The 22,090-nt window shown below is 68.7% G+C and carries 22 protein-coding genes and 1 tRNA gene; 10 read left to right on the top strand and 13 right to left on the bottom strand.

Annotated features, from left to right (window positions below):
* Window positions 1-114: 114 nt before the first annotated feature.
* Window positions 115-426, top strand: a complete 312-nt coding sequence (locus tag QE412_RS02140; protein ID WP_307479574.1) for an antibiotic biosynthesis monooxygenase — start codon at window positions 115-117, stop codon at window positions 424-426.
* A 239-nt stretch (window positions 427-665) separates the two neighbouring features.
* Here the strand turns inward: QE412_RS02140 and hisD are convergent, their stop codons facing one another.
* Window positions 666-1,979, bottom strand: a complete 1,314-nt coding sequence (gene hisD, locus QE412_RS02145; RefSeq protein WP_307479576.1) for a histidinol dehydrogenase — start codon at window positions 1,977-1,979, stop codon at window positions 666-668.
* Between the two features lie 78 nt (window positions 1,980-2,057).
* Here hisD and QE412_RS02150 point away from each other — a divergent pair, with 78 nt between their 5' ends.
* On the top strand, window positions 2,058-3,053 hold the full coding sequence (locus tag QE412_RS02150; protein ID WP_307479579.1) for a LysR family transcriptional regulator: 996 nt from the start codon (window positions 2,058-2,060) through the stop codon (window positions 3,051-3,053).
* A gap of 309 nt (window positions 3,054-3,362) precedes the next feature.
* Here QE412_RS02150 and QE412_RS02155 read toward each other — a convergent pair whose 3' ends face one another.
* From QE412_RS02155 to QE412_RS02180, 6 genes are all read right to left on the bottom strand, one after another.
* Window positions 3,363-4,178: a nitrilase-related carbon-nitrogen hydrolase gene (locus QE412_RS02155; RefSeq protein ID WP_307479582.1), complete on the bottom strand. Its 816-nt coding sequence runs from the start codon at window positions 4,176-4,178 to the stop codon at window positions 3,363-3,365.
* 22 nt (window positions 4,179-4,200) lie between these two features.
* Window positions 4,201-5,181: an ester cyclase gene (locus QE412_RS02160; protein WP_307479584.1), complete on the bottom strand. Its 981-nt coding sequence runs from the start codon at window positions 5,179-5,181 to the stop codon at window positions 4,201-4,203.
* A 110-nt stretch (window positions 5,182-5,291) separates the two neighbouring features.
* Complete coding sequence (locus tag QE412_RS02165; protein WP_307479585.1) at window positions 5,292-6,287, bottom strand: LacI family DNA-binding transcriptional regulator; 996 nt, start codon at window positions 6,285-6,287, stop codon at window positions 5,292-5,294.
* A gap of 74 nt (window positions 6,288-6,361) precedes the next feature.
* On the bottom strand, window positions 6,362-7,258 hold the full coding sequence (locus QE412_RS02170) for a carbohydrate ABC transporter permease (protein WP_307479588.1): 897 nt from the start codon (window positions 7,256-7,258) through the stop codon (window positions 6,362-6,364).
* The gene (locus tag QE412_RS02175; RefSeq protein WP_307479591.1) at window positions 7,255-8,127 is read right to left on the bottom strand and encodes a carbohydrate ABC transporter permease; all 873 of its coding nucleotides are present in this window, start codon (window positions 8,125-8,127) and stop codon (window positions 7,255-7,257) included. The genes QE412_RS02170 and QE412_RS02175 overlap by 4 nt, the downstream gene beginning before the upstream one ends.
* Before the next feature lie 84 nt (window positions 8,128-8,211).
* Window positions 8,212-9,315 (bottom strand): ABC transporter substrate-binding protein, encoded by a 1,104-nt coding sequence (locus tag QE412_RS02180; RefSeq protein WP_373426562.1) that lies wholly within the window; start codon window positions 9,313-9,315, stop codon window positions 8,212-8,214.
* 364 nt (window positions 9,316-9,679) lie between these two features.
* Between QE412_RS02180 and QE412_RS02185 the strand changes: the two genes are divergently transcribed.
* Entirely contained in the window at window positions 9,680-10,834 is a 1,155-nt protein-coding gene (locus QE412_RS02185) for an MFS transporter (RefSeq protein WP_307479596.1), read from the top strand.
* A gap of 43 nt (window positions 10,835-10,877) precedes the next feature.
* Here QE412_RS02185 and QE412_RS02190 read toward each other — a convergent pair whose 3' ends face one another.
* Window positions 10,878-11,417 carry a YaeQ family protein gene (locus tag QE412_RS02190; RefSeq protein WP_307479599.1) on the bottom strand — a complete coding sequence of 180 codons (540 nt, stop codon included), beginning with the start codon at window positions 11,415-11,417 and terminating at the stop codon, window positions 10,878-10,880.
* A gap of 64 nt (window positions 11,418-11,481) precedes the next feature.
* On the opposite strand from QE412_RS02190, the gene QE412_RS02195 reads away from it, so the two are divergent.
* Entirely contained in the window at window positions 11,482-11,748 is a 267-nt protein-coding gene (locus tag QE412_RS02195; protein WP_307479602.1) for a hypothetical protein, read from the top strand.
* A 12-nt stretch (window positions 11,749-11,760) separates the two neighbouring features.
* On the opposite strand, the gene QE412_RS02200 is transcribed toward QE412_RS02195, so the two are convergent.
* A complete protein-coding gene (locus tag QE412_RS02200; protein ID WP_307479604.1) occupies window positions 11,761-12,324 on the bottom strand; it encodes a hypothetical protein in 564 nt (187 codons plus the stop codon).
* Window positions 12,321-13,142: an inositol monophosphatase family protein gene (locus QE412_RS02205; protein WP_307479607.1), complete on the bottom strand. Its 822-nt coding sequence runs from the start codon at window positions 13,140-13,142 to the stop codon at window positions 12,321-12,323. Before QE412_RS02205 ends, QE412_RS02200 begins: the two co-directional genes overlap by 4 nt.
* A gap of 101 nt (window positions 13,143-13,243) precedes the next feature.
* On the opposite strand from QE412_RS02205, the gene QE412_RS02210 reads away from it, so the two are divergent.
* A tRNA-Lys gene (locus tag QE412_RS02210) sits at window positions 13,244-13,316 on the top strand.
* A gap of 171 nt (window positions 13,317-13,487) precedes the next feature.
* Here the strand turns inward: QE412_RS02210 and QE412_RS02215 are convergent.
* From QE412_RS02215 to QE412_RS02225, 3 genes are all read right to left on the bottom strand, one after another.
* A complete protein-coding gene (locus tag QE412_RS02215) occupies window positions 13,488-14,711 on the bottom strand; it encodes an MFS transporter (RefSeq protein ID WP_307479609.1) in 1,224 nt (407 codons plus the stop codon).
* A complete protein-coding gene (locus tag QE412_RS02220; protein ID WP_307479612.1) occupies window positions 14,708-15,163 on the bottom strand; it encodes a MarR family winged helix-turn-helix transcriptional regulator in 456 nt (151 codons plus the stop codon). The genes QE412_RS02215 and QE412_RS02220 overlap by 4 nt, the downstream gene beginning before the upstream one ends.
* A gap of 96 nt (window positions 15,164-15,259) precedes the next feature.
* Window positions 15,260-15,514: a hypothetical protein gene (locus QE412_RS02225; protein WP_307479614.1), complete on the bottom strand. Its 255-nt coding sequence runs from the start codon at window positions 15,512-15,514 to the stop codon at window positions 15,260-15,262.
* A gap of 130 nt (window positions 15,515-15,644) precedes the next feature.
* On the opposite strand from QE412_RS02225, the gene QE412_RS02230 reads away from it, so the two are divergent.
* The 5 genes from QE412_RS02230 to ilvN are packed head-to-tail and all read left to right on the top strand — an operon-like array spanning window position 15,645 to window position 22,028.
* Entirely contained in the window at window positions 15,645-17,105 is a 1,461-nt protein-coding gene (locus QE412_RS02230) for an alpha,alpha-trehalose-phosphate synthase (UDP-forming) (protein WP_307479617.1), read from the top strand.
* Window positions 17,102-17,881 (top strand): trehalose-phosphatase, encoded by a 780-nt coding sequence (otsB, locus tag QE412_RS02235; RefSeq protein WP_307479619.1) that lies wholly within the window; start codon window positions 17,102-17,104, stop codon window positions 17,879-17,881. The genes QE412_RS02230 and otsB overlap by 4 nt, the downstream gene beginning before the upstream one ends.
* Before the next feature lie 59 nt (window positions 17,882-17,940).
* Window positions 17,941-19,659 carry a dihydroxy-acid dehydratase gene (gene ilvD, locus QE412_RS02240; RefSeq protein WP_307479622.1) on the top strand — a complete coding sequence of 573 codons (1,719 nt, stop codon included), beginning with the start codon at window positions 17,941-17,943 and terminating at the stop codon, window positions 19,657-19,659.
* A gap of 49 nt (window positions 19,660-19,708) precedes the next feature.
* On the top strand, window positions 19,709-21,517 hold the full coding sequence (locus QE412_RS02245) for an acetolactate synthase large subunit (RefSeq protein ID WP_307479625.1): 1,809 nt from the start codon (window positions 19,709-19,711) through the stop codon (window positions 21,515-21,517).
* A gap of 1 nt (window position 21,518) precedes the next feature.
* Window positions 21,519-22,028: an acetolactate synthase small subunit gene (gene ilvN, locus QE412_RS02250; protein ID WP_307479628.1), complete on the top strand. Its 510-nt coding sequence runs from the start codon at window positions 21,519-21,521 to the stop codon at window positions 22,026-22,028.
* Window positions 22,029-22,090 lie beyond the last annotated feature (62 nt).

Genomic DNA, 22,090 nt, shown 5'->3' on the forward strand with positions numbered 1-22,090 from the left:
CACTCGAAGGCAAGCGGCCCCGACGAGATCCCCGCCGGAGATGGGCTGTCATCGCGCGATGTGTGGCAGGCATCGGCTGGCGGCGATCTCGTGCGGGCGCCTAGCGTCACCGTCATGATTGTTCGGGTATCTGAAGCGCACACGATCGCGGGCGTCGAAGACGAGTTCGTCACCCTCCTGCTCGCGCTCGTCGCGTCGTTCCCCACGCGCTACAGAGGTCTTCTCCACCACGCCGTCCTCGTCGACCAGACGAACCCGCGGCGCGTTCAGTACGTCAGCACGTGGGCGGATGAGCACGCTCTCTCCGAGTACGCCGGCCCCAACTGGCGATCGCAGCCCGTCACGTTCCCCGACGAAGAGAACTTCCTCGTCGCACCACTGGCGCTTCACCATTACTCGTCGGTCCCGATCGACACCGGTACGTGAAGGAGCGAGCTGGTGGGTGCCATGACGTTTCGACAGTGGCGGCGAGCCACCGTGCATGAGGTCCCCGAGGAAGACCTCGCGCGCACCCGAGGGGCGGACGCTGCACGTCGAACGATGACGCCACGGGATCAGCCCTCCTGGGCGCGGTTCCGCGGGTGTCCGGGCACACACCGTTCAACGCGTCAGACGGTCGCGGCAGCGGTCGGACGTCGTCGGATGTTCTTCGCGCGACGCGGCCGCTACAGGCGGGCGAGCCGCATGGTGGCCGTCGCGCTGTGGGCGGCCATGCCCTCGGAATCCGAGATCGTCTGAACGGCCGGGGCTAGGGCATCCGTCGCAGCACGAGAGACCGCCTGATACGTCAACGGCTTGAGGAAGCGCGCCACCGAGAGCCCCGCGCTGTGCTTGGCGCCGCCGGCCGTCGGCAGAACGTGGTTGGTTCCCGCCATGCCTTTGTCGGAGTACGCGACCGTGCTCCACGGGCCGAGGAACAGCGAGCCGTAGTTGCGGAGCGCGTCGTGGTACCACGCGTCGTCGCCGGTGATCACCTCGAGGTGTTCGGGGGCGAGGTCGTCCATGAGCTCGACCGCCGTCGCGCGGTCGGAGGCGACGAGCACCGTCCCGTAGTCGCGCCACGCGGCGCCCGCAATGTCGCGGGTCGCGAGGCTCGCGAGCTGCCGCTCGATCTCGACGATGACCGCGCGTCCCAGTTCTTCGGAGGTCGTGATGAGTGCGGCGGGCGAGTTCGGGCCGTGTTCCGCCTGCCCGAGCAGATCGGCGGCGACGAGTTCGGCATCCGCCGTGTCGTCGGCGACGACCGCGACCTCGGAGGGCCCGGCGAGCAGGTCGATCGCGACGGTGCCGAAGAGCTGCCGCTTGGCCTCTGCCACGTAGGCGTTGCCGGCGCCCACGATCATGTCGACCGGCAGATCGGCGACCAGGCCGTGGGCGAGTGCGGCGAGTGCCTGAACGCCACCCAGCACGAAGATCCGATCGACGCCCGAGACGTGGGCCGCGTACACGACGGCGTCGTTCGCGTCACCGTCGGGTTGCGGCGGGGTGCAGGCGACGGCCGTGGGCACGCCGGCGGCCTTGGCGACCCCGATCGTCATGAAGGCGCTCGCGGTGAGCGGGAAGCGGCCGGCCGGGAGGTAGGCGCCCACCCGCCCGACGGGGATGTACCGCACTCCTGTGCGCACCCCGTCGACGAGTTCGAGCTCGAAGTCGACGAGCCGCTCGCGCTGCGCGGCGGCGAACGCACGGGTGCGGGCACCGCCGAGCTCGATCGCCTCGCGCAGGGCCGGTGCGAGGCGATCTCCCGAGCGCGCGATCTGGGCCGGCGTGAGCTCGATGTCGCGCCCGTCGTATCGGTCGAGCCGTCGGGCGTAGTCGAGCACCGCGTCGATGCCGCGCGCTTCGATGTCGAGGAGCATTCTGCTGACGGTGTCGATGACGGCCGGGTTGCGCTGCGCGGCGGGTGCATCGACGGCGGGGGACTTCAGGAACTGGAATCTGCCCTCGTGGCGAGCGAGGACCGCGGGCGTGAATTTCATACGCTCACGCTAGGCCATACGTATGCACAGCACAACGGGATATTAACCAGGAGGAACCAACGGACATACCATTGGCTCATGTCGATCACCCTCGCGCAATTGCGTGCGTTCCTCGGGGCATTCGAACTCGGCTCGTTCACCGCGGCGGGCAACGAGTTGGGAATGGGGCAGGCCTCGGTCTCGGAACTGGTGGCGCGTCTCGAGGCAGAGATCGGCGCGCCGCTGTTTCACCGGCGACCACGCCGACTGGTGCCGACAGAGGCTGCGCGCACGCTGCGCGAACACGCGTGCCGCTCGGTAGACGCCGCCGATCAGGGGGTGGCGGCCGTGCAGGATCTCTCGCGACTCCAGAGCGGTACGTGCACGTTCGGTGTGCTGCGCAACGCCGCGTACTACCGGCTGTCGACGCTGCTGCACGATTTCCATCGCGCCCACCCCGGGGTGAGCGTGCGCATGGTCGGGCTGAACTCCGCGCTCGTTGCTCGATCCATCGCGAACGGTGAGCTCGAGGCGGGGCTCGTCGTGCTGCCCGTCGACGACGCCGGACTCACGGTGCGCCCGGTACTCCGCGACGAGGTGCTCTTCGCCTTCCCGACGGGGTCGCTGCGCGAGACCGCGGTCGGAATCGACGACGTCGCCGCACGCAAGCTCGCGCTGTACGACGCCTATGCGGGCTGGGATGACCCGACACGCCGACAGCTGCGGGAGCGGGCTCGTCTGGCAGGCCTGACGCTGCACGCCGCGATCGAGGTCGAGAGCGTCGAGACGGCCCTCGGTCTCGTCGCGCTCGGCGAGGCCACGACGATCGTCGCGTCGCGGATCGCAGAGGCTCCGGGTTTCCCCGCCGGCGTCTCGGTCGTTCCGTTCGCCGAGCCGCTCTACGACACCATCGCCCTCGTTCACCGGGAAGGCGCCGTCCTCTCGCCGGCGACGCGGCGCATGTCGGAGATGGCCATCGACCTGCTGCAGACCGCGCCGGCGTCGCCTGCTTCGGCTTCCCCGCGCACGCACGAGCCGTTGCTGGCCCACGAGGGTGTCGACACGAGCGGCGCCTCGGACTCGTCAGCGACTTGACTCTGTCGCAACGTCAACCGACAGGGTGATGTTCATGACCGCGAACGGGGGGCGATCGACCGGTCGATCTATGCGATGCCCATGTTCGTGAATATCGTCGTCAGCGACCTCGCGGCATCCGAAGCGCTCTATGCCGCAGCGGGGTTCGTGACTCTGGCGACCATCCCCGGGCCGGGCGGCGTGCCGGCGCTCATGCACCTCGGGCTCCTGGAAGAGCGCCGAGACAGAGCCGACGACGACCCGCGCCCGCACCACCTGCGCCGGAACCACCCGCCCCCGCAGCGCACCGGCATCACCCTCGACCGGCGCTCAATAGAGCGCGGGCCGGCGATCCGCGAACAGGTCGTTGTGGGGCGGCAGGGACTTGTCGGCGACGGAACCGAGCGGCAGGTCTCGCAGCACCTGCATACTGTCGCCCGACATCGTCGCCGGGGTGAACCATCCCTCGTGGTCGACGATGCCGCTGCCGCCGGTCCATTCGACTCCGCGCTCGGTTCCGTGCCGATCCGCGATCACGATCGGCAGGCGTGAGGAACGCGCCGCCGCCATCGCCTGGATCACCTCCGGGGGGTGCTCCCCGGGCGGACGATCCACCAGGGGCCAGTTGACGGGCAGTGCGAGCACGTGCGTACCGGCGAGTGCGAGGCGCCGCGGCACTTCGGGAAACTCGTTGTCGTAGCAGATCGCCACCGCGAGCCGTCCGATCACGGTGTCGAACAGCGCTCCCGCGGCGTTCCCGGCGCGAAAGACGAGCTTCTCTCGCCCCCAGAGGTGACTCTTGCGATAGGAGCCGACCACACGGTCACGCTCCAACACGAGCGCGGAGTTGAACACCTCGCCGCCGCCGGCGGCCTCGGCGTATCCGACGACCGCGACGGTGTCGTGGCGGAGCGCCGTACGCAGGTGCCCCCACCGCGGATCCGCGGGGTCCAGCGCTGCCCGCGCGGCCTCGGCCCGATCAGTGAAGACGTAGCCGCTCGTCGAGAGTTCGGGGGCGACGATCAGGCGTGCACCGGATGCCACGGCTTCGGCGATCGCCGCCCGAATCCGCTGCAGGTTGTGCTCGACGTCGCCCAGCACGACGGGCGGTGACACCGCTGCCGCACGAACCGTCCGGTTGTCCACGTCGTTCGCCGCCCCCGAGGACTCAGTAGATGTTCTCGAAGCCGACGGGCTCGTCGCCGCGTGCGCCGGCGATCTGCGCCCGCAGGGCGATGTCGTCCCACAGTCGTACCTCTTTCACCAGTCGCCCCTGATAGAGCGTGAACTGCGAGATGCCGAGCACATCGACGGGCGCGCCGGTGCGTGCGCCGTAGCGTTCTACGCCGGTGTAATCCCCGACGAACTTCCAGGTGATGGCGACGCGCAGGCCGGCGTAGCGCTCGTTGTCGTTGGTCTGGATGTCGCGCACCTCGAAGCGACCGCCGGGGAATGCCTCCAGCAGGCGGAGCAGCGACCGGCGGTAGCCCTCGGGGCGCACGATCACGGCATTGCCGACGGTCAGCAGAACCAGATCGCGGTCCCAGAAGCGTTCGACCTTGTCGAGTTCTCGCGCGTTCCACACCGTCTCGATCATCTCGAGTACGTGATTCACCGCGTCCGGGTGGTCGTCCGGGCGTTCGCCCGAGTCGCCCAGGAGGCGCGGGGCGGCCGGGGCCGGGCGCAGCCACGATCCGGAGTACCCGCGAAATGCCTGGCTGCGGGCGAGCTCGTCGAGGTCGGCGCCGTGCTGAAGCGCGCCGGCGAGACTGTCGCGGACGACCCACTCCTCGACCATCCGACCGCGGCGGTACAGGCAATTGGCGATCGTACGGCTGTGCTCGCCCGAGATGATGTCGGACGAGAGCAAGAGGTGCGAGCTGAGGAAAGCGTCGTCGCCGCGAGCCTCCCAGATGACGTCATCGGCCTGCCCCACCCGGTCGGGCGTGGCGGCGATACGCATGAGCGAGCCCTCGATCACCTCTTCGCGGGTCGTGGAGGTGCCGTACGAGCCGTGCACGATGGAGTCCGGCTCGTAGTTCTCCCGGATGAAACCGATCGATCGGTCGACCCAGATGAAGTCGGTGACCTCGCGGATGAAGTCGTCGGGGTCCGCGTAGGGGGCGTACGCGATGGGGTCCAGTGCCATGTTCTTCTCTTTCTGTCCGTCGGTGTGCTCCGGCTCGGGTGAGGCCGGGTGGGTGCGTATACGTATGTACTGCAGGATGTGTGTGCCCCAAGGGAGGGGCGCCGTTGGGGTCAGACGGCCGCGGGACCGAGGGTGCCGCGCTCGACGAACTGCGCCACGAACTCCCGCCGCTGCGGCGGAGGTGTGAAATCGTCGATGCGCTCGACGATCAGCTCTGCTGCGACACGCGCCATCTCTTCGTAGTCGCACGCGATCGTGGCGAGATCGATCACGGGCCAGCGAGCCGCCGGCAGATCGTCGAATCCGACCACCGAGACCCGGCCGGGCACAGCGACCCCGGCGCGGTGTGCGGTGTTGAGTGCGCCGAACGCGACGAGGTCGTTGGCGCAGAAGAGCAGCGACGGCATCTCCGCGTTCTCGGCCAGCAGGCTCTGCATCGCTTCTTCGCCCGCGTCGCTGTCGAAGGTCGCGCGCCGGACGAAGCGCTCGTCGACCGCGATGCCGTGAGAGGTCAGAGCATGTCGCAGCGAGGTCTCGCGCGCACGCGCCGTGCTCGTGGCGACTGGTCCCAGGATCGCGCCGGCTCGGCGGTGCCCCAGTGCGGCGGCGCGCTGCGCGGCGGTGTCGTACGCGGCATCCGGTGTGACGACCACGGCATCGGCCTCGACCGACGAGCTCGTCCGATTGAAGTACACGAAAGGGATGCCGCGATCGCGCAGCCGGATCGGGGTCACCGACTCGACGGGGGGAGTGGCGAGCACGACGCCGTCGACGCCTGCCGAGACGAGGCGTTCGACGATGCCCTCGTCGTCTGAGGACTCGGTCTGCAGCGTCAACTGGTAGCCGAGTGTGGCGAGGCGCCGATGCACGGGGGCGATGATGCGCACGTAGAACTGGTTCTCGAGGTCGGTCACGAGCAGGGCGATGCGTCGTGTGCGCCCCGACGACAGGGTCCGCCCCGCCTCGCTGCGCACGTAGCCCAGCTGGGCGGCCGCTTCGCGCACGACCTGCTTGGTGCGCTCGGAGACGCGCGGGTCATCGCGCAGGGCCCGTGAGACGGTCGGTTGCGAGACTCCCGCCAACCGTGCAACCTCGTGGCTGGTCACCGGCATCGCTCACGCCCTCCGTTTCGTTCTGTTCGCAACACTAGCCGCGGGCTGCCCGCGGACGCCGGAGGCGCTCATCCCTTCACCGCGCCGTCGCTCAGACCCGAGACCAGATACTTCTGCGCGACGAACGCGATCACCACGACGGGGATCGTCAGCAGGATGGATGCCGCTCCCGCCTGCTGCAACATCGGAAGGTTTTGGCCCAGTTGCGTGGCGATGAAGACCGGCACGGTCTTCGACGAGGTGTCGGTGAGCACCACGGCCGTCAGGTACTCCTGGAAGGCGAACAGGAAAACGAAGATCGCGGCGGTCAGGATGCCGGGGCCCATGAGGGGGATCATGATGCGCCGCAGCACGGCGAAGCGTCCGCAGCCGTCGAGCATGGCGGCCTCATCGAGCTCGCGCGGCACCTCGGCGAAGAAGTTGCGCAGCAACCAGATCGTGAAGGGCTGGTTGATCGCCACGAGCGCGATGGCGAGGGCGAACGTCGTGTCGTAGATGCCGAGCGCGCGACTGATGTCGTACATCGGCAGAACGACGGCGAAGCGGGGAAGTGCCCGGAATACCAGCGCCAGCACGAGCAACCACGCCGATATCCAGCTCGGGAACCGGGAGAGCGCGTATGCCGCCGGCAGACCGATCGCGAGGGCGACGATCGTCGCGATCGCCGCCACCGCGACGGTGTTGACCAGGTAGTCGGCGAAGTAGGTCGTCTCCCAGAGATTGACGAAGGCGTCGAACGTGGGCTGATACCCCCAGATGACGGGAGGGTTCAAGAAGGCGATGTTCGTCGGCTTCGTCACGGAAAGGGCCATCCAGATGAATGGCACGACCATGACGATGCACAGCACCGCGAGCAGGATGCCGCTCGTCAGCCGAGATCGTGCGGCCGGTCGACGCCGCGTCGCGCGCGCCGGTGCGCCGGCGGGCGCGATCGGGTCGGCGGTGTGCGTTCGAGTCGAACTCATGACAGGGCCTTCGCTTCCCGGAAGACGGTGCGGATGAAGGGGATCAGCATCACGAGGATGATGCCGATGGTGATGACGTTCACGGCGCTGCCGAGCCCGAGCTGCTGTGCACCGTTGGCGAAAGCGATCGAGTAGACGTACATCATGATCGACTCGTTGCCGATGGTGGCGGCCTGCGGCGACAGCGGGATGAGGCTGTCGAAGGTGCGCAGGACGTCCATGATCGTGATCAGCGCGACGAATCCCAGGGTGGAGCGGATGGTCGGGATGATCACGTGCAGGTGCATCTGCCACGCGTTGGCCCCGTCGATCGTGCCCGCCTCGATGATCTCGGCCGGCACGCCCTGCAGGCCCGCCATGATGACCAGCACGGCGAACGGGAGCAGGAACCAGACCGTGTTGGCGATGATGATGGCCGCGTTCGGCAGCTGGTCGGTGAACCAGAGCACCGGGGTGCCCCCGAGCATCTGGATGACCCGGTTGACCAGGCCGCCGAAGCTGTCGTCGAACAGCCACGAGAACGCGACGGCTCCGACGAGGTTCGGCAGCACGTAGGAGATCAGCAGGATGCCGAGCACGAGCGGACGCGACACGCCGAGGCGATCGGTCGCCGAGGCCACGGTGTAGCCCAGCGCGACGAGGATGACGGTGCTGATGACGGTGAGCGTGACGGTGAACATCACCGCTCGTCCGAACCGCTCGTCGGTGAGAGCGCGCACGAAGTTGTCGATCCCGACGAACGTCCCCGGATTTCCGTAGGACACGTTTTGCAGACTCCACTCGATGGTGCGGAGCAGCGGCAGGATGAGCAGCGCTCCCATGATGAGCACACTGGGGAGCACGAGAGCCCAGAATTCTCGTTTGCGCACAGTTCTCTTTCGTTCGAATGGCCGAGGTCGGGCCCGTGACGGCCGGTCTGCGCGAGGAGACCGACCGTCACGGGCGAGGCGGGATCAGCCGACGATCTGCTCTCCGAGGCTCTGCATCTGTGCGAGTCCGTCGCTGACCGACAGCTCGCCGTTGATCACCTTGGCGAGCACCGGGGTGATCGCGTTGCTGATGTCGGCGAGGTGCGGTGAGACGACGGTGGGCATCGCCGAGGCGATCGACTCGTTGGCGGCCTTGCCGTATGGGGTGTTGCTTTCGGTGACGAGTCCTTCTCGGGCCGGGTACGCCGCCGGGACCGACGCCTTGGACGCGTCCTCGCTGACCGATGCGGCCATGAGGGTGAACAGCAGATCGTGATCGATCGAGGTGTTGAACGGGATCGACCACCCGTCGATGCTCAGTCGGTCGTACGCGTACGGGGCGTCGGCCGAGACCTTCGGTGGGGCGGCGAAGGCGAAGGAATCCGACAGGGACGTGTTCTCGGGCTTGGTGAGGTCGGTCATGCGCCCCGAGAACATGATCGCCATTGCGGCGGTGCCGTTGTAGAGCTGCTGTTGAACTTTGGGCTGATCGAACGTGGTGACCTGCGGGTCCATGTACGGCTTGAGAGCGAGCATGGCATTGAGAGCCTTCTCGCCGGCGTCGGACTCGATCGTCACCGCGCCCGAGTCGTCGACGAAGTCTGCGTCGAGGGAGTTCATGGCCGCCTGGAAGCCGGTCGTGATGTCTGCTGTCGCCAGCCAGGGCAGTGCGATGGGGTACTGCATCAACCCGGCTGCCTTGATCTTCTCGGCCGCTGCGGCCATCTCGTCGAACGTGGTCGGCACGGCCAGGCCGAGCTCGCTGAAGACGTCGGAGCGGTAGGCCATGACGAACATCTGCGCCTGCATCGGGAGGGCGTAGAGCTTGCCGTCGTACGACATGCCCTGGAGCATCGACGGGCTGAGGTCGCCGAGCTTGTATTGGTCCTTGTACTTGGCGTACAGGTCGTCGAGCGGCTGGAGCTTCTCCGTCGAGGCGAGGGTCGGGATGACGTAGCTGTACGTCTCGACGATGTCGTACGTGCCGGTCGGCGCCGACAGCGTGGCCGTCGTCTTGGTGACCTGGCCGCCGAAATCGATCGGGTCGTGCTTGACGGTCACGCCGTCGTGCGAGCAGCTCGTGGCCATCGTGTCGGTGTAGGGGTCGATGGCGGAGGAGTTGTACGCAAGCACGTTCACGGTGAGCGGCTCGGAGGGCGCGGTCACGTCGCAGGCGACGGAGGTGGAGTTGGCGTTGCCGGTGCGACTTCCGGCACCGCAACCGGTGAGGGCGAGGGCGGTGACGCCTACGACCGCGACGAGGGCGGTAAGGCGGGTGCGAGTGTTGGGCATGCAGCGAGTATACGTATGCACGCTCGCCGCACAACGAGGAATACGCGTTCTGACGTGTAAAATCTACCGTCATTTGCGTTTACTCGCCAGTAACATGCATACGTATAGCATTTCGTGATCGTCTCCCGCCGGCACGTTCGGCACGTTCAAAGCAGCCCTCGTGAACTCTTCTCCTCGCCCGCGCACCTCTGTCCCTCGTGAGCTTCTCGTCTTCACCGGTGTCGCTGCGTTCTTCGCGGCGACCGTCTACTTCCCTCAGACCCTGGCGCCGGCGATGGCGGCGTCATTCGAAATCGACGCCGCCGGGCAGAGCGCCGTGACCGGCGCGGTGCAGTTGTCGTACGGGGCAGCGATGCTCGTGATCGTGCCGCGGGCCGATCGCGCGAACCCCCGAACCCTTCTCGCCCTGTTGCTCGCGGCGAGCGCCGTCGCGGCCCTCGCGTTCGCCGCTGCGCCGTCTGCCCCCTTCGCGGCGGGGATCGGCATCGTGCTCGGTCTCAGCGCGGGTGGCGCGCAGGTCTGCGTGGTCTACGCCTCGAGTGTGGCTCTCGCGCCCCGCGGCGTCGATCGCCGAGCGCGAGACGGGATGCCGTGGGCGATCAGCGGCATCCTGCTCGGTGTGATCGTGTCGCGTCCCGTGGCGACCACGTTGGCGGCGTGGGCGGATTGGCGCTCGGCCTTCGTGGTGCTGGGGCTCGTCAGCGCGGTGCTCGCGGTGTTCGTCGAGTGGGCCGTCCCCTCACGTGCCGTGTCTTCACCTGCCCCGCACCCTCGCCTCGAACCGGCGGCAGAGGGCGTGGTCAGAAGCGCGCTGCACGCGCTCGGCTCGCGGCACATCTGGGCGTGGGCGCTGCCGCAGTCTTCGCTCTTCGCGGTGCAGTGCGCCTTCTGGGCCATCGCCCCGTTCCTGCTCACCGCGCGGTTGGGAGAAGTGGATGCCGCGTTCTCCCTGTCCGTCATCAGCGTGGCCGCCGTGAGCGGCGTGGTCGTGAGCTTCTTGCTCGGCCGGGTCGGTCGGGTGCGCCACCCGCGCGGAACGCACGCTCTCGTGTTCGCGACAGGGGCGCTCGGAGCACTCGGTCTGGTTCCGGCGGATATGGCTGCCGGGGTCGTGGTGGTCGTGCTGCTGTTTCTCGCGGCGATCGTGCTGGACGGGTCGGTCGCAGCCGGGCAGACGGTCGCTCAGCGCGAGGCGATGCGTCTCGGCCCGACCGCGAGCGCCCGGGCGAACGGTGCGTACATGGCGATCGTGTACGCGGGGGGCGCGCTCGGAAGCGCGGTAGGAGGCCTGCTCTTCCAGTGGTTCATCTCGTGACCCCGCGCCGACGCGCCGGCTGACGGCGGTCGTCGGCCCGCGATCAGAGGGCCGAGCGGGTGTGGATGTCGCTCTCGCCCGAGACGCCGTTGAGCTCGAGGTACACGCGTCCCTCGGTGCGGGTGAGGGTCGCGGTGCTGCGCCGTTCGATCGCGCCGCTCATCCGCTCGACGAAGCCTGCATCGAAACTGTGCAGCAGCACCTCGTCGCCGCGGTGGATGCGCTTGCCCGCCCAGGCCGCGGCGACCTTGTCGGGATCGCGGTGGGTGTACACGACGGTCCGCGCAGCCTTCATGCTGCCGGTGTGCAGGCGCGCGGCATCCGGAGCGCCGACTTCGATCCACGCAACGATCGAACCGGTGAGATCGTGCACGAGCACGGCGGGCTCGTCGGTCGCGGCGACGCCCTCGCTGAAGGCGATGCCCTCCTCGTACTCGAGGCAGTAGGCGAGCACGCGCGTGAGCATGTATAGGGCCGTCTCGGAGGGATGCCGCGCCACACGGATCGACAGTTCGTCGTACACGCCGCGATCCACGTCGGAGAGCTGCACGGTGAACGTGTGAATGGTTGCGCCGATAGCCACGAGGGTCGAGCCTACGTGACCGTGTGGCCGCCGAGCGCCCGGGTATCTCGGCTAGCGTCGAGGGATGCCGGACCCCCGCGCCCTCCGTATCGATGTCGGTCCCTTCCACCTCGCGCCGACGCCCGACGCCGGCACCTGGACCGCCTCGGCGGGCGATGACGCCGAGGCGCTGGCATCCGGGGTCACCGCGGGATGGCCGGAATGGGTCGCGCTCGCGCAGCGCGTGCTGCAGGCCGACGCGTGGTGGCGCGAGAACGAGGCGCGCGGCGACGCGTGGGACGAGGGGTTCGCGTCGGCGCGGGATGCCACGGCGGTGAACCCGTACCGGTGAGGCTCGGGCGTCTTATCGGGGCGCGTCGACGAGCACGAGGCTCTGCCGGGTGTCTGCGAGCTTGACCCACCCGTCACCGAAGAGGTACGTGATGCCATAGCCGTCGGCATCCTTCCCGATCGCCCACTCCGGGTTCTCGGTGACGTACGTGCCGGCGGTGCCGCTCTCTCGACGCCAGCCGGCGGCGACGAGTTCCTTCTCGGCTTTCGCCGCGTCGGCGTCGTCGATCTCCGCCCAGCCGAACATCTGCACGCGGTCGGTGGTGATCTTCTGGTCGCCCCACTTGCATTGGATGCCATTCTCGAGCTGGATGGCGCCGATGCGGAACGGTTCGGACTGCGAACTCCACCCGAGACTCTTGAAGTCGTCGGCGGTGGTCTTCGGGATGATGTTCTCGCAGGTGGGCTCTTCGTCGTCGACGTCGGCAGAGGGCGAGACATCGGGTGTGGACGCCGCGGGGGCTTCGACGGCCGGTGCGCTGCTCTGAGCGATCGGGGGAGCGGCAGGAGACGAGCAGCCGGCCAGCGTCGCGAGGGCGATCGCCCCGAAGACGAGGGTGAGCGGCGCGCGCCTCACCGGGCATCCTCGTGCAGCAACGTCAGGAACGCCTCGTGCAGCACACCGTTCGTGGCGAGCGACGACTCCGCGTCGAGGCGATCGGAGCCGTCGAACGCGGTGAACCGTCCGCCGGCTTCGCGCACGATGGGGGCGATCGCGGCGATGTCGTACTCCTTCACGCCGAATTCGGCGACGAGTTCGAGGCGTCCCTCGGCGAGCCACATGTACGGCAGGGCGTCGCCGTATGCGCGGTCGCGCCAGACCGCGCGAGCGAGCTTCTCGAGCGTCGGCACGAGGTCGACGTCATCCCACTGCTCGATGCTCTGGAAACTGATACTGGATGCCGAGATCTCCTCGACCCCGGAAACGTGGATGCGTCGCGTGTCGCCGGTGGCGGTGGTGGTCCACGCGCCGTGGCCCGTTGCGGCCCACCAGCGGCGTCCGATCGCCGGCTGGCTGACGACACCGACCTCAGGCACCCCGTCGACGGTGAGCGCGATCAGCGTCGCCCAGACGGGGATGCCGCGCATGTAGTTGTGCGTGCCGTCGATGGGATCGATGACCCAGCGGCGCGCGGTGTCGCCCGAGGTGCCGTACTCCTCGCCCAGGATCGCGTCGTCGGGACGTTCGGCATCGAGGATGCCGCGGATCGCCCGCTCTGTGGCGAGGTCGGCCTCGGTGACATGCGTGCGATCGGGCTTCGTGTCGACGCGCAGGTTGGCGGCGTCGAAGCGCTGCATGGCCACGGCGTCGGCCGCGTCGGCCAGACGAAGGGCCAGGACGAGGTCGTCGGTGAGGGTCGCGGCGGTCGCGGCGGGCTCTTCTGTGCGGGACACGGGTACAGGATAACCGGCGACCCTGAGCCGATTTGGTGCGGCAGCGTCACCCCTGGTAACGTAATCCCTCGGTTCGGAACGCGAGTTTCGTTCCACGGAACGCACCTCTAGCTCAATCGGCAGAGCAACTGACTCTTAATCAGTGGGTTCTGGGTTCGAGTCCCAGGGGGTGCACCGACGCCACAGAGGCCCTGACGGAGATTTCCCTCCGCCAGGGCCTCTGTGTTTCGCACGTGTCCCGCCGAGACGCGGGCGAGGGCCTCACGGCACCTGTACCAGCGGCGGGTGGGGCGAACGCCGACGCGGCGAGGCCCCGGAGGGCCCCGCCGCGTTACGGCGTTGATCTCAGGTCGCGTCGCCCACCAGCACCGCGGCGCCCTCGTCCGCGGCATCCGGGTGCGCGCTGTCGACGTGCGCGAGGGTGCGACGCCCGAGCACGATGCAGGCGGCGGCGATGAGAACCGACACGCCGGCCACGACGTAGGGCACGCCCGCGCCGGCGGCATGCCAGAGGAACGCGGCGAGCGGCGGGGCCACCGCTCCGCCGAGGAAGCGCACCGCCGAGTAGGCCGACGAGGCGACCGAGCGAGGCAGGTCGGTGGCTTCCATGACGGCTTCGGTCAGGGCGGTGTTGACGACGCCGAGCACGAGTCCGCCGACGACGATGCACGCCACCAGCGCGGCGGGGGAGTTCACCGCGAGCGCCGCGACGAGCAGGTCGATCGCGAGTAGCGGCAGGGCGAGCAGCAGGACCGAGGTGAGCCGCATGCGGCGCAGAAGGATCGGAGCGACCCACACGCTGGTGATGGCCAGACCCACGCCCCAGCCGAAGAACGTCAGGCCGATGCCCATCGCGCCGAAGCCGAGCGGGAAGGGTGAGAAGGCCAGCAGGGTGAAGAAGCCGATGTTGTAGAACAGGGCGGTCGCGGCGAGGACCGCCAACGCGGGGTTCCCCAGAGCCCGGAAGGGGGCGCTGAACGGGATGGGGGTACGCGCCGGCGACGGTCCGCGTAGCAGCACGAGCACGGCCACGAATGCGATCGCCATGAGCACCACCACGCCGAAGAACGGTCCGCGCCAGCTGGCCTCGCCCAGGATGCCGCCGAGCAGCGGTCCCACGGCGATGCCGAGGCCCAGTGCGGCCTCGTACAGGATGATGGCGGCCGAGCTGCCCCCCGAGGCGGCCCCGACGATCGTGGCCAGCGCAGTGGAGATGAACAGCGCGTTGCCCAGGCCCCAGCCGGCGCGGAAGCCGATGACCGCGTCGACGCTGCCGCTGAGGGCGCACAGCAGCGAGAACACGACGATCAGGCCCAGCCCGACCAGGAGCGTCGCCTTGGCGCCGATGCGGCTGGAGATCCAGCTGGTGACGAGCATCGCGAGTCCGGTGACGACGAGGTAGCTGGTGAAGAGCAACTCGGTCTCGACCGGGGTGGCTTTCAGCGAGTTGGCGATCGCGGGGAGGATGGGGTCGACCAGGCCGATACCCATGAAGGCGACGACGCACGCGAACGCCACCGCCCACACCTGGGCGGGTTGTTTCCAGACGCTGGGGGTGGTGCTGCTCATCGGGAGGCTCCGATCTTCTCGGGGGCGGACGGGGAGTGCAGGCCGACCCGGGCCGACAGGGCGCCGGCGGCGATGCGCACGGCCTCCCACTCGGCATCCGACAGGTCGGCCACGTGCGGGGCGAGTGCGGCGCGCAGCGACTGGAACCAGTGATCGAGGGCGTGCAGTCCCGCGTCGGTGGCGACGATGACGCTCACGCGCGAGTCGTGGGGGTCACGGTGTCGCTCGACGAGTCCCGCGGCGTCCATTTGGTGCACCAGGCGCGTCATGCCCGGCTGCGTGACGCGGCTGAGCGTGGCGAGCTCGCCCAGGCGCTGGGGGCCGTGGTCGCGCAGCAGCGTCAGGGTGCGCCACTGCGCGGAGGGGGCGTCGTTCTGGGTGTCGATCGCCGCGATGCGGGTGAGCGCGTGCACCGCGAGGAGGAGTCTCTGCAGATCGTCGTCGCGGCTCATGCGGAAAGCATACCGTAGGTATATACCTACAGCATCAATGGGGATTCGCACAGACGGATGCCACGGCACCGAGGCCGTGGCATCCGGAAGCGGGGTTCAGCGCGCGAGGCGCTTCTTGAACAGTTTCTGCTGCTTCTTGGCGACGGGGGAGTCGCCGGCGATGACCTTGCCGCGCCGGGCGCGACGGGTGTCGACGACGGAGCCGATCGCGAGCGCCAGGGTGATGCCCCAGCTGAGCCACGCCAGCGCGGTGCGCCACGTGAAGGGCTCGTCGTTGCGCAGAGCCCGTAGGAGCGTGATGCCGCCGGTGATGGCGCTGAGAAGACCCGTTCCGAAGATGTACTGGCGCATGCGCCCAACCTACCGAGCCCCGCACCGCGCCGTCGCGCCTTGACAGCGGACGGCGTTTACCGCATCTCGTCCCTCCCCGTGCGCCGGTGCACGCCGCTGTTAGCCTGGGAGAGATCCCCGAGGAGGACCTGTGACCCAGGCCGATTTCGTCGTCGTCGCCAATCGTCTACCCGTCGACCGCACGCCCGATGGCGAGGGGTGGCGCCGCTCGCCCGGTGGTCTCGTCACCGCGCTGGAGCCCGTCATGCGCCGCGCCGAGGGTGCATGGGTCGGATGGGCGGGGCAAGCCGACGTGACTCTCGATCCGTTCGACTTCGAGGGCACGCACCTCGTTCCCGTGACGCTGTCGGTCGCCGATGTCGCCCACTACTACGAGGGCTTCTCGAACGACACCATCTGGCCCCTCTACCACGACGTCATCGCGGCGCCCACGTACAAGCGCGCGTGGTGGGACGCCTACGTGCGCGTCAACCAGCGCTTCGCCGAGGCCGCCGCCGCCGTCGCGGCCGACCGGGGCATCGTGTGGGTGCAGGACTACCAGCTGCAGCTGGTGCCGAGAATGCTGCGGGAGCTGCGTCCCGACCTCACGATCGGCTACTTCCACCACATCCCGTTCCCCGCCTACGGGCTCTACGCGCAGCTGCCCTGGCGCAAGCAGGTGCTCGAGGGACTGCTCGGCGCCGACGTGATCGGGTTCCAGCGCGTGGCCGATGCCGGCAACTTCGCCCGCGCCGTGCGGCGTCAGCTGCGTTACGAGACCAAGGCCAGCGGCATCCTCGTCCCCGAGGCCGGGGGTACGCGTATCGCCCTGGCCAAGGCCTTCCCGATCTCGATCGACGTCGACTCCTACATCGAGCTCGCCCAGAGGCCCGATATCCAGCAGCGTGCGAAAGAGATCCGCGAGGGTCTGGGCAATCCGCGCAAGATCCTGCTCGGCGTCGACCGCCTCGACTACACCAAGGGCATCCGCCATCGTCTCAAGGCATGGGGCGAGCTGCTCGAAGACGGCCGCGCCACGGTCGAAGACGCGACCCTCGTTCAGGTCGCGAGCCCGAGCCGCGAGCGGGTCGACGCGTACGTGCAGCTGCGCGACGAGATCGAGATGACGGTCGGGCGCATCAACGGCGACTACGACACGACCACCCACACGGCGATTCGCTACCTGCACCAGTCGTACCCGCGCGAAGAGATGGTGGCGCTGTTCCTGGCGGCCGACGTCATGCTCGTCACGGCGTTGCGCGACGGCATGAACCTCGTGGCCAAGGAATACGTCGCCAGCCGCACCGACAACCGCGGCGTGCTCCTGCTCAGTGAGTTCGCGGGCGCCGCCGACGAGATGGGCAGTGCGCTGCTGATCAATCCGCACGACATCGACGGGTTGAAGGATGCCATCGTGCGGGCGATCGATATGCCCGCCGCCGAGCAGGGCCGGCGCATGCGGACGCTGCGCAAGCGTGTGCGCGACCATGACGTCGAGGACTGGTCGCGGGAGTTCCTCGCCGCGCTCTCGACCTTCCACGAGCGGGCTTCGTCGGCCGCCGCCGCGGCCGAGGTCGTTTCACCGTCGACCGACGAGGCGGAGCAGGCGTGACCGCCGCCGACGCGACCGTCGAAGCCGTCGCCACCACCGACCTGCTGCTGGTCGCGCTCGATTTCGACGGGACGCTCGCACCGCTCGTCGACGAACCGATGACGGCGCGGATGACGCCCGACGCCCGTGCCGTGGTCGACGAACTCGTCGCGCTGCCCCGCACCGTCGTCGCCCTGGTCTCCGGGCGCTCGCTCGGTCACCTGCGCGAGATCGCGGAGCACCGCGACGACTCACCGATCTGGCTCGCGGGGTCCCACGGTGCGCAGTTCTGGGTCCCCGGCTCGGGGATCGAGGCGGCCAGCGACGACGCCGCCGATCTCGTGCTCCGCGACCGCCTGCACGGCGAAGTCGTGCGAGGGACGACGGGGATGGAGGGCGTCTGGATCGAGCCGAAGGAGTTCGGCCTGGGCGTGCACACACGCACCGCGGATGCCGAGACCACCCGCATCGCCCGCGCGCTCGCCGACGACCTCGTTGCCGCCGAAGCTCCCGCGTGGCGCCGGCGTACCGGACACGACATCCTCGAGTTCTCGTTCCGACACGAGGGCAAGGACTCGGCCGTCGCCCACCTTCGCGAGCGGGTCGGTGCGACGGGCGTGGTCTTCGCCGGCGACGACGTCACCGACGAAGACGCGCTGCGCGCGCTCGAGGCCCAGGATCTCGGCATCCACATCGGCGGGGGCGAGACCGCGGCGACGCTTCGCGTCGACGACATCGACGCGTTCGTCGCGGTGCTGAACGACGTGGTACGCCTGCGTCGAGCACATACCGATTAATCAGGCGTTCACCGCCCGTGGCGCATCGGCGGGTCCCGCACGAGGAATAGACTTCGAGGATGCCCGCACCGCAGAATCCGAACACCGGCGAGTTCGACATCAAGCCCCGCAGTCGCGTCGTCACCGACGGCATCGAAGCCACCACCTCGCGAGGCATGCTTCGTGCCGTCGGCATGGGTGACGAGGACTGGGACAAGCCCCAGATCGGCATCGCGTCGAGCTGGAACGAGATCACCCCCTGCAACCTCAGCCTCGACCGCCTCGCGCAGGGCGCCAAAGAGGGCGTCCACGCCGGCGGCGGCTACCCGCTGCAGTTCGGCACCATCTCCGTCTCCGACGGCATCTCGATGGGGCACGAGGGCATGCACTTCTCGCTCGTGTCGCGCGAGGTCATCGCCGACAGCGTCGAGACCGTCATGATGGCCGAGCGCCTCGACGGCTCCGTGCTGCTCGCGGGCTGCGACAAGTCCATCCCGGGCATGCTCATGGCATCCGCTCGTCTCGACCTCTCCAGCGTCTTCCTCTACGCCGGCTCGATCGCACCGGGCTGGGTCAAGCTCTCGGACGGCACCGAGAAGGACGTCACGATCATCGACTCGTTCGAGGCCGTGGGTGCGTGCCTCGCAGGCAAGATGAGCGAGGCCGACCTCAAGCGCATCGAGTGCGCGATCGCCCCGGGTGAGGGCGCGTGCGGTGGCATGTACACCGCGAACACGATGGCCTCCGTGGCCGAGGCTCTGGGTCTCAGCCTCCCCGGCTCCGCCGCTCCGCCGTCGGCCGACCGCCGCCGCGACTACTTCGCCCACCGCTCGGGCGAGGCCGTCGTCAATCTGCTGCGCCAGGGCATCACCACGCGCGACATCCTCACCAAAGAGGCGTTCGAGAACGCCATCGCCCTCGCCATGGCGCTGGGCGGCTCGACCAACGTCGTGCTGCACCTGCTCGCCATCGCCAACGAGGCCGAGGTCGAGCTGAACCTGCACGACTTCAACCGCATCGGCGACCGTACCCCGCACGTCGCCGACATGAAGCCCTTCGGTCAGTACGTCATGAACGACGTCGACCGCCACGGCGGCATCCCGGTCATCATGAAGGCGATGCTCGACGAGGGTCTGCTGCACGGCGACGCGCTCACCGTCACCGGCAAGACGCTCGCCGAGAACCTCGCCGACCTCGACCCCGACCCGGTCGACGGCAAGGTCATCCACTCGTTCGACGACCCGATCCACGCCACGGGCGGCATCACGATCCTGCACGGGTCGATGGCTCCCGAGGGTGCCGTGGTGAAGTCAGCCGGTTTCGACGGCAACGTCTTCGAGGGCCCCGCGCGGGTGTTCGAGCGCGAGCGCGCGGCCATGGACGCCCTCGAGGCGGGCGAGATCAACGCCGGCGACGTCGTCGTCATCCGCTACGAAGGCCCCAAGGGCGGTCCCGGTATGCGCGAGATGCTCGCGATCACCGCGGCCATCAAGGGCGCGGGTCTCGGAAAAGATGTACTACTCTTGACGGACGGTCGATTCTCAGGCGGCACAACCGGCCTCTGCATCGGCCACATAGCTCCCGAAGCGGTCGACGCAGGTCCGATTGCCTTCGTGCGCGATGGTGATCTGATACGGGTCGATATCGCCGCTCGCACTCTCGACTTGATCGTCGATGAGGCCGAGCTGAGTTCCCGCCGCGAAGGCTGGGAACCGCTTCCCCCGCGCTATACCCGTGGCGTTCTGGCCAAGTACTCCAAGCTCGTGCACTCCGCCGCGGAGGGCGCGGTCACGGGCTGACGGCCGTCCCCCTTTTTTTTCACCTTCTTCCGGTTCTCGAGGTACTCCCATGTCCATCGATTCCCCCGCCGCGGCCGTGCCCCGCCCGCCCGCCCGCACGACCCCCGCGCCCGTGCTGACGGGTGCCCAGGCGGTCGTGCGCTCGCTCGACCTGCTCGGCGTGACCGACGTGTTCGGTCTGCCGGGTGGCGCGATCATGCCCGTCTACGACCCGCTCATGGACGACGAGCACGTCCGCCACATCCTCGTGCGCCACGAGCAGGGTGCCGGCCACGCGGCCGAGGGCTACGCCGCGGCCTCCGGCAAGGTCGGCGTCGCCATCGCGACCTCCGGCCCCGGCGCGACCAACCTCGTCACCGCGATCGCCGACGCCTACATGGACTCGGTGCCGCTGGTGTGCATCACCGGGCAGGTGTTCTCGACCCTCATGGGAACGGACGCCTTCCAGGAGGCCGACATCGTCGGCATCACGATGCCGATCACGAAGCACTCGTTCCTGGTGAAGTCTGCCGAGGACATCCCCGGTGCGATCGCCGCGGCCTTCGAGATCGCCTCGACCGGTCGGCCCGGGCCCGTGCTCGTCGACATCACCAAGGACGCGCAGCAGGCCGAGGCGCCGTTCGTGTGGCCGCCGAAGATCGACCTGCCCGGCTACCGCCCGGTTACGAAGGCGCACGGCAAGCAGATTCAGGCCGCGGCCCAGCTGCTCGCGACCGCGAAGAAGCCCGTGCTGTACGTGGGCGGCGGCGCGATCCGGTCGAACGCGTCAGCCGAGCTGAAGGTGCTCGCCGAGGCCACCGGAGCCCCGGTCGTGACCACGCTCATGGCGCGGGGTGCGTTCCCCGACTCGCACGAGCAGCACCTGGGCATGCCCGGCATGCACGGCACCGTTCCCGCGGTGCTCGCGCTGCAGGAGAGCGACCTCATCGTCTCGCTGGGTGCGCGTTTCGACGACCGCGTGACCGGCAAGGCGGCGCTGTTCGCCCCGCACGCCCAGGTGGTGCACGTCGACATCGACCCCGCCGAGATCTCGAAGATCCGCACCGCCGACGTGCCGATCGTGGGAGACCTGCGCGAAGTGCTCGTCGACCTGGATGCCGCTTTCCGCGCCGCCGACGCCGAACACCCGCACGACTACACCGAGTGGTGGACGTACCTGAACGGTCTCCGCGAGGAGTTCCCGCTCGGCTACACGCCGACCACCGACGGCCTGCTCTCGCCGCAGCACGTGATCCAGCGCATCGGTGAGCTGACCGGCCCCGAGGGTGTCTACGCCTCCGGCGTCGGACAGCACCAGATGTGGGCCGCGCAGTTCATCAAGTACGAGCGTCCTAACGCGTGGCTGAACTCCGGCGGCGCCGGCACCATGGGCTACGCCGTTCCCGCGGCGATGGGTGCGAAGGTCGCCCAGCCCGATCGCGCCGTCTGGGCGATCGACGGCGACGGCTGCTTCCAGATGACCAACCAGGAGCTCGCGACCTGTGTCATCAACGACATCCCGATCAAGGTCGCGATCATCAACAACTCCTCGCTCGGCATGGTGCGCCAGTGGCAGACGCTGTTCTTCGACGGACGCCACTCCAACACCGACCTGAACACGGGTCACGGCACGCGTCGCATCCCCGACTTCGTCAAGCTCGCCGAGGCCTACGGATGCCTCGCGATCCGGGTCGAGAAGGAAGACGAGATCGATGCCGCCATCCAGCTCGCGCTCGACACGAACGACCGCCCCGTGGTGATCGACTTCGTCGTGAGCGCCGACGCGATGGTGTGGCCGATGGTGCCCCAGGGCGTCAGCAACAGCTACGTCCAGTACGCGCGCGATCACTCGCCCACCTTCAACGAGCAGGAGGACTGAGATGTCTCGTCATGTGCTGAGCCTCCTCGTCGAGGACAAGCCGGGCCTGCTGACGCGCGTCGCGGGGCTCTTCGCCCGTCGTGGCTTCAACATCGAGTCGCTCGCCGTGGGCGTCACCGAGGTGCCGGGTCTCTCGCGCATCACGGTGGTCGTCGACGTCGAGGGCCTTCCGCTGGAGCAGGTCACGAAGCAGCTCAACAAGCTCATCAACGTCATCAAGATCGTCGAGCTCGACCCCGCGGCGTCCGTGCAGCGCGAGCACGTCCTGGTCAAGGTGCGCGCCGACAACGCCACGCGCTCGAACGTGGTCGAGGTCGTGAACCTGTTCCGTGCCTCGGTGGTCGACTACGCCCCCGACGCCATGGTCATCGAGATCACCGGCGACTCCGGCAAGGTGGGCGCCTTCCTCAAGGCGATCGAGCCGTTCGGCGTGAAGGAGCTCGCGCAGTCGGGCCTGCTCGCCGTCGGCCGCGGCGGCAAGAGCATCACCGAGCGCGTCCTGCGCAACTGACCCTTCCCCGTCCCGTGCGGTCGAGTGTCCAAGACACGCCGCACGGCTCCCGCGCCGGACGG

It is taken from the genome of Microbacterium trichothecenolyticum (assembly GCF_030818955.1).
Taxonomy (GTDB): Bacteria; Actinomycetota; Actinomycetes; order Actinomycetales; family Microbacteriaceae; genus Microbacterium; species Microbacterium trichothecenolyticum_B.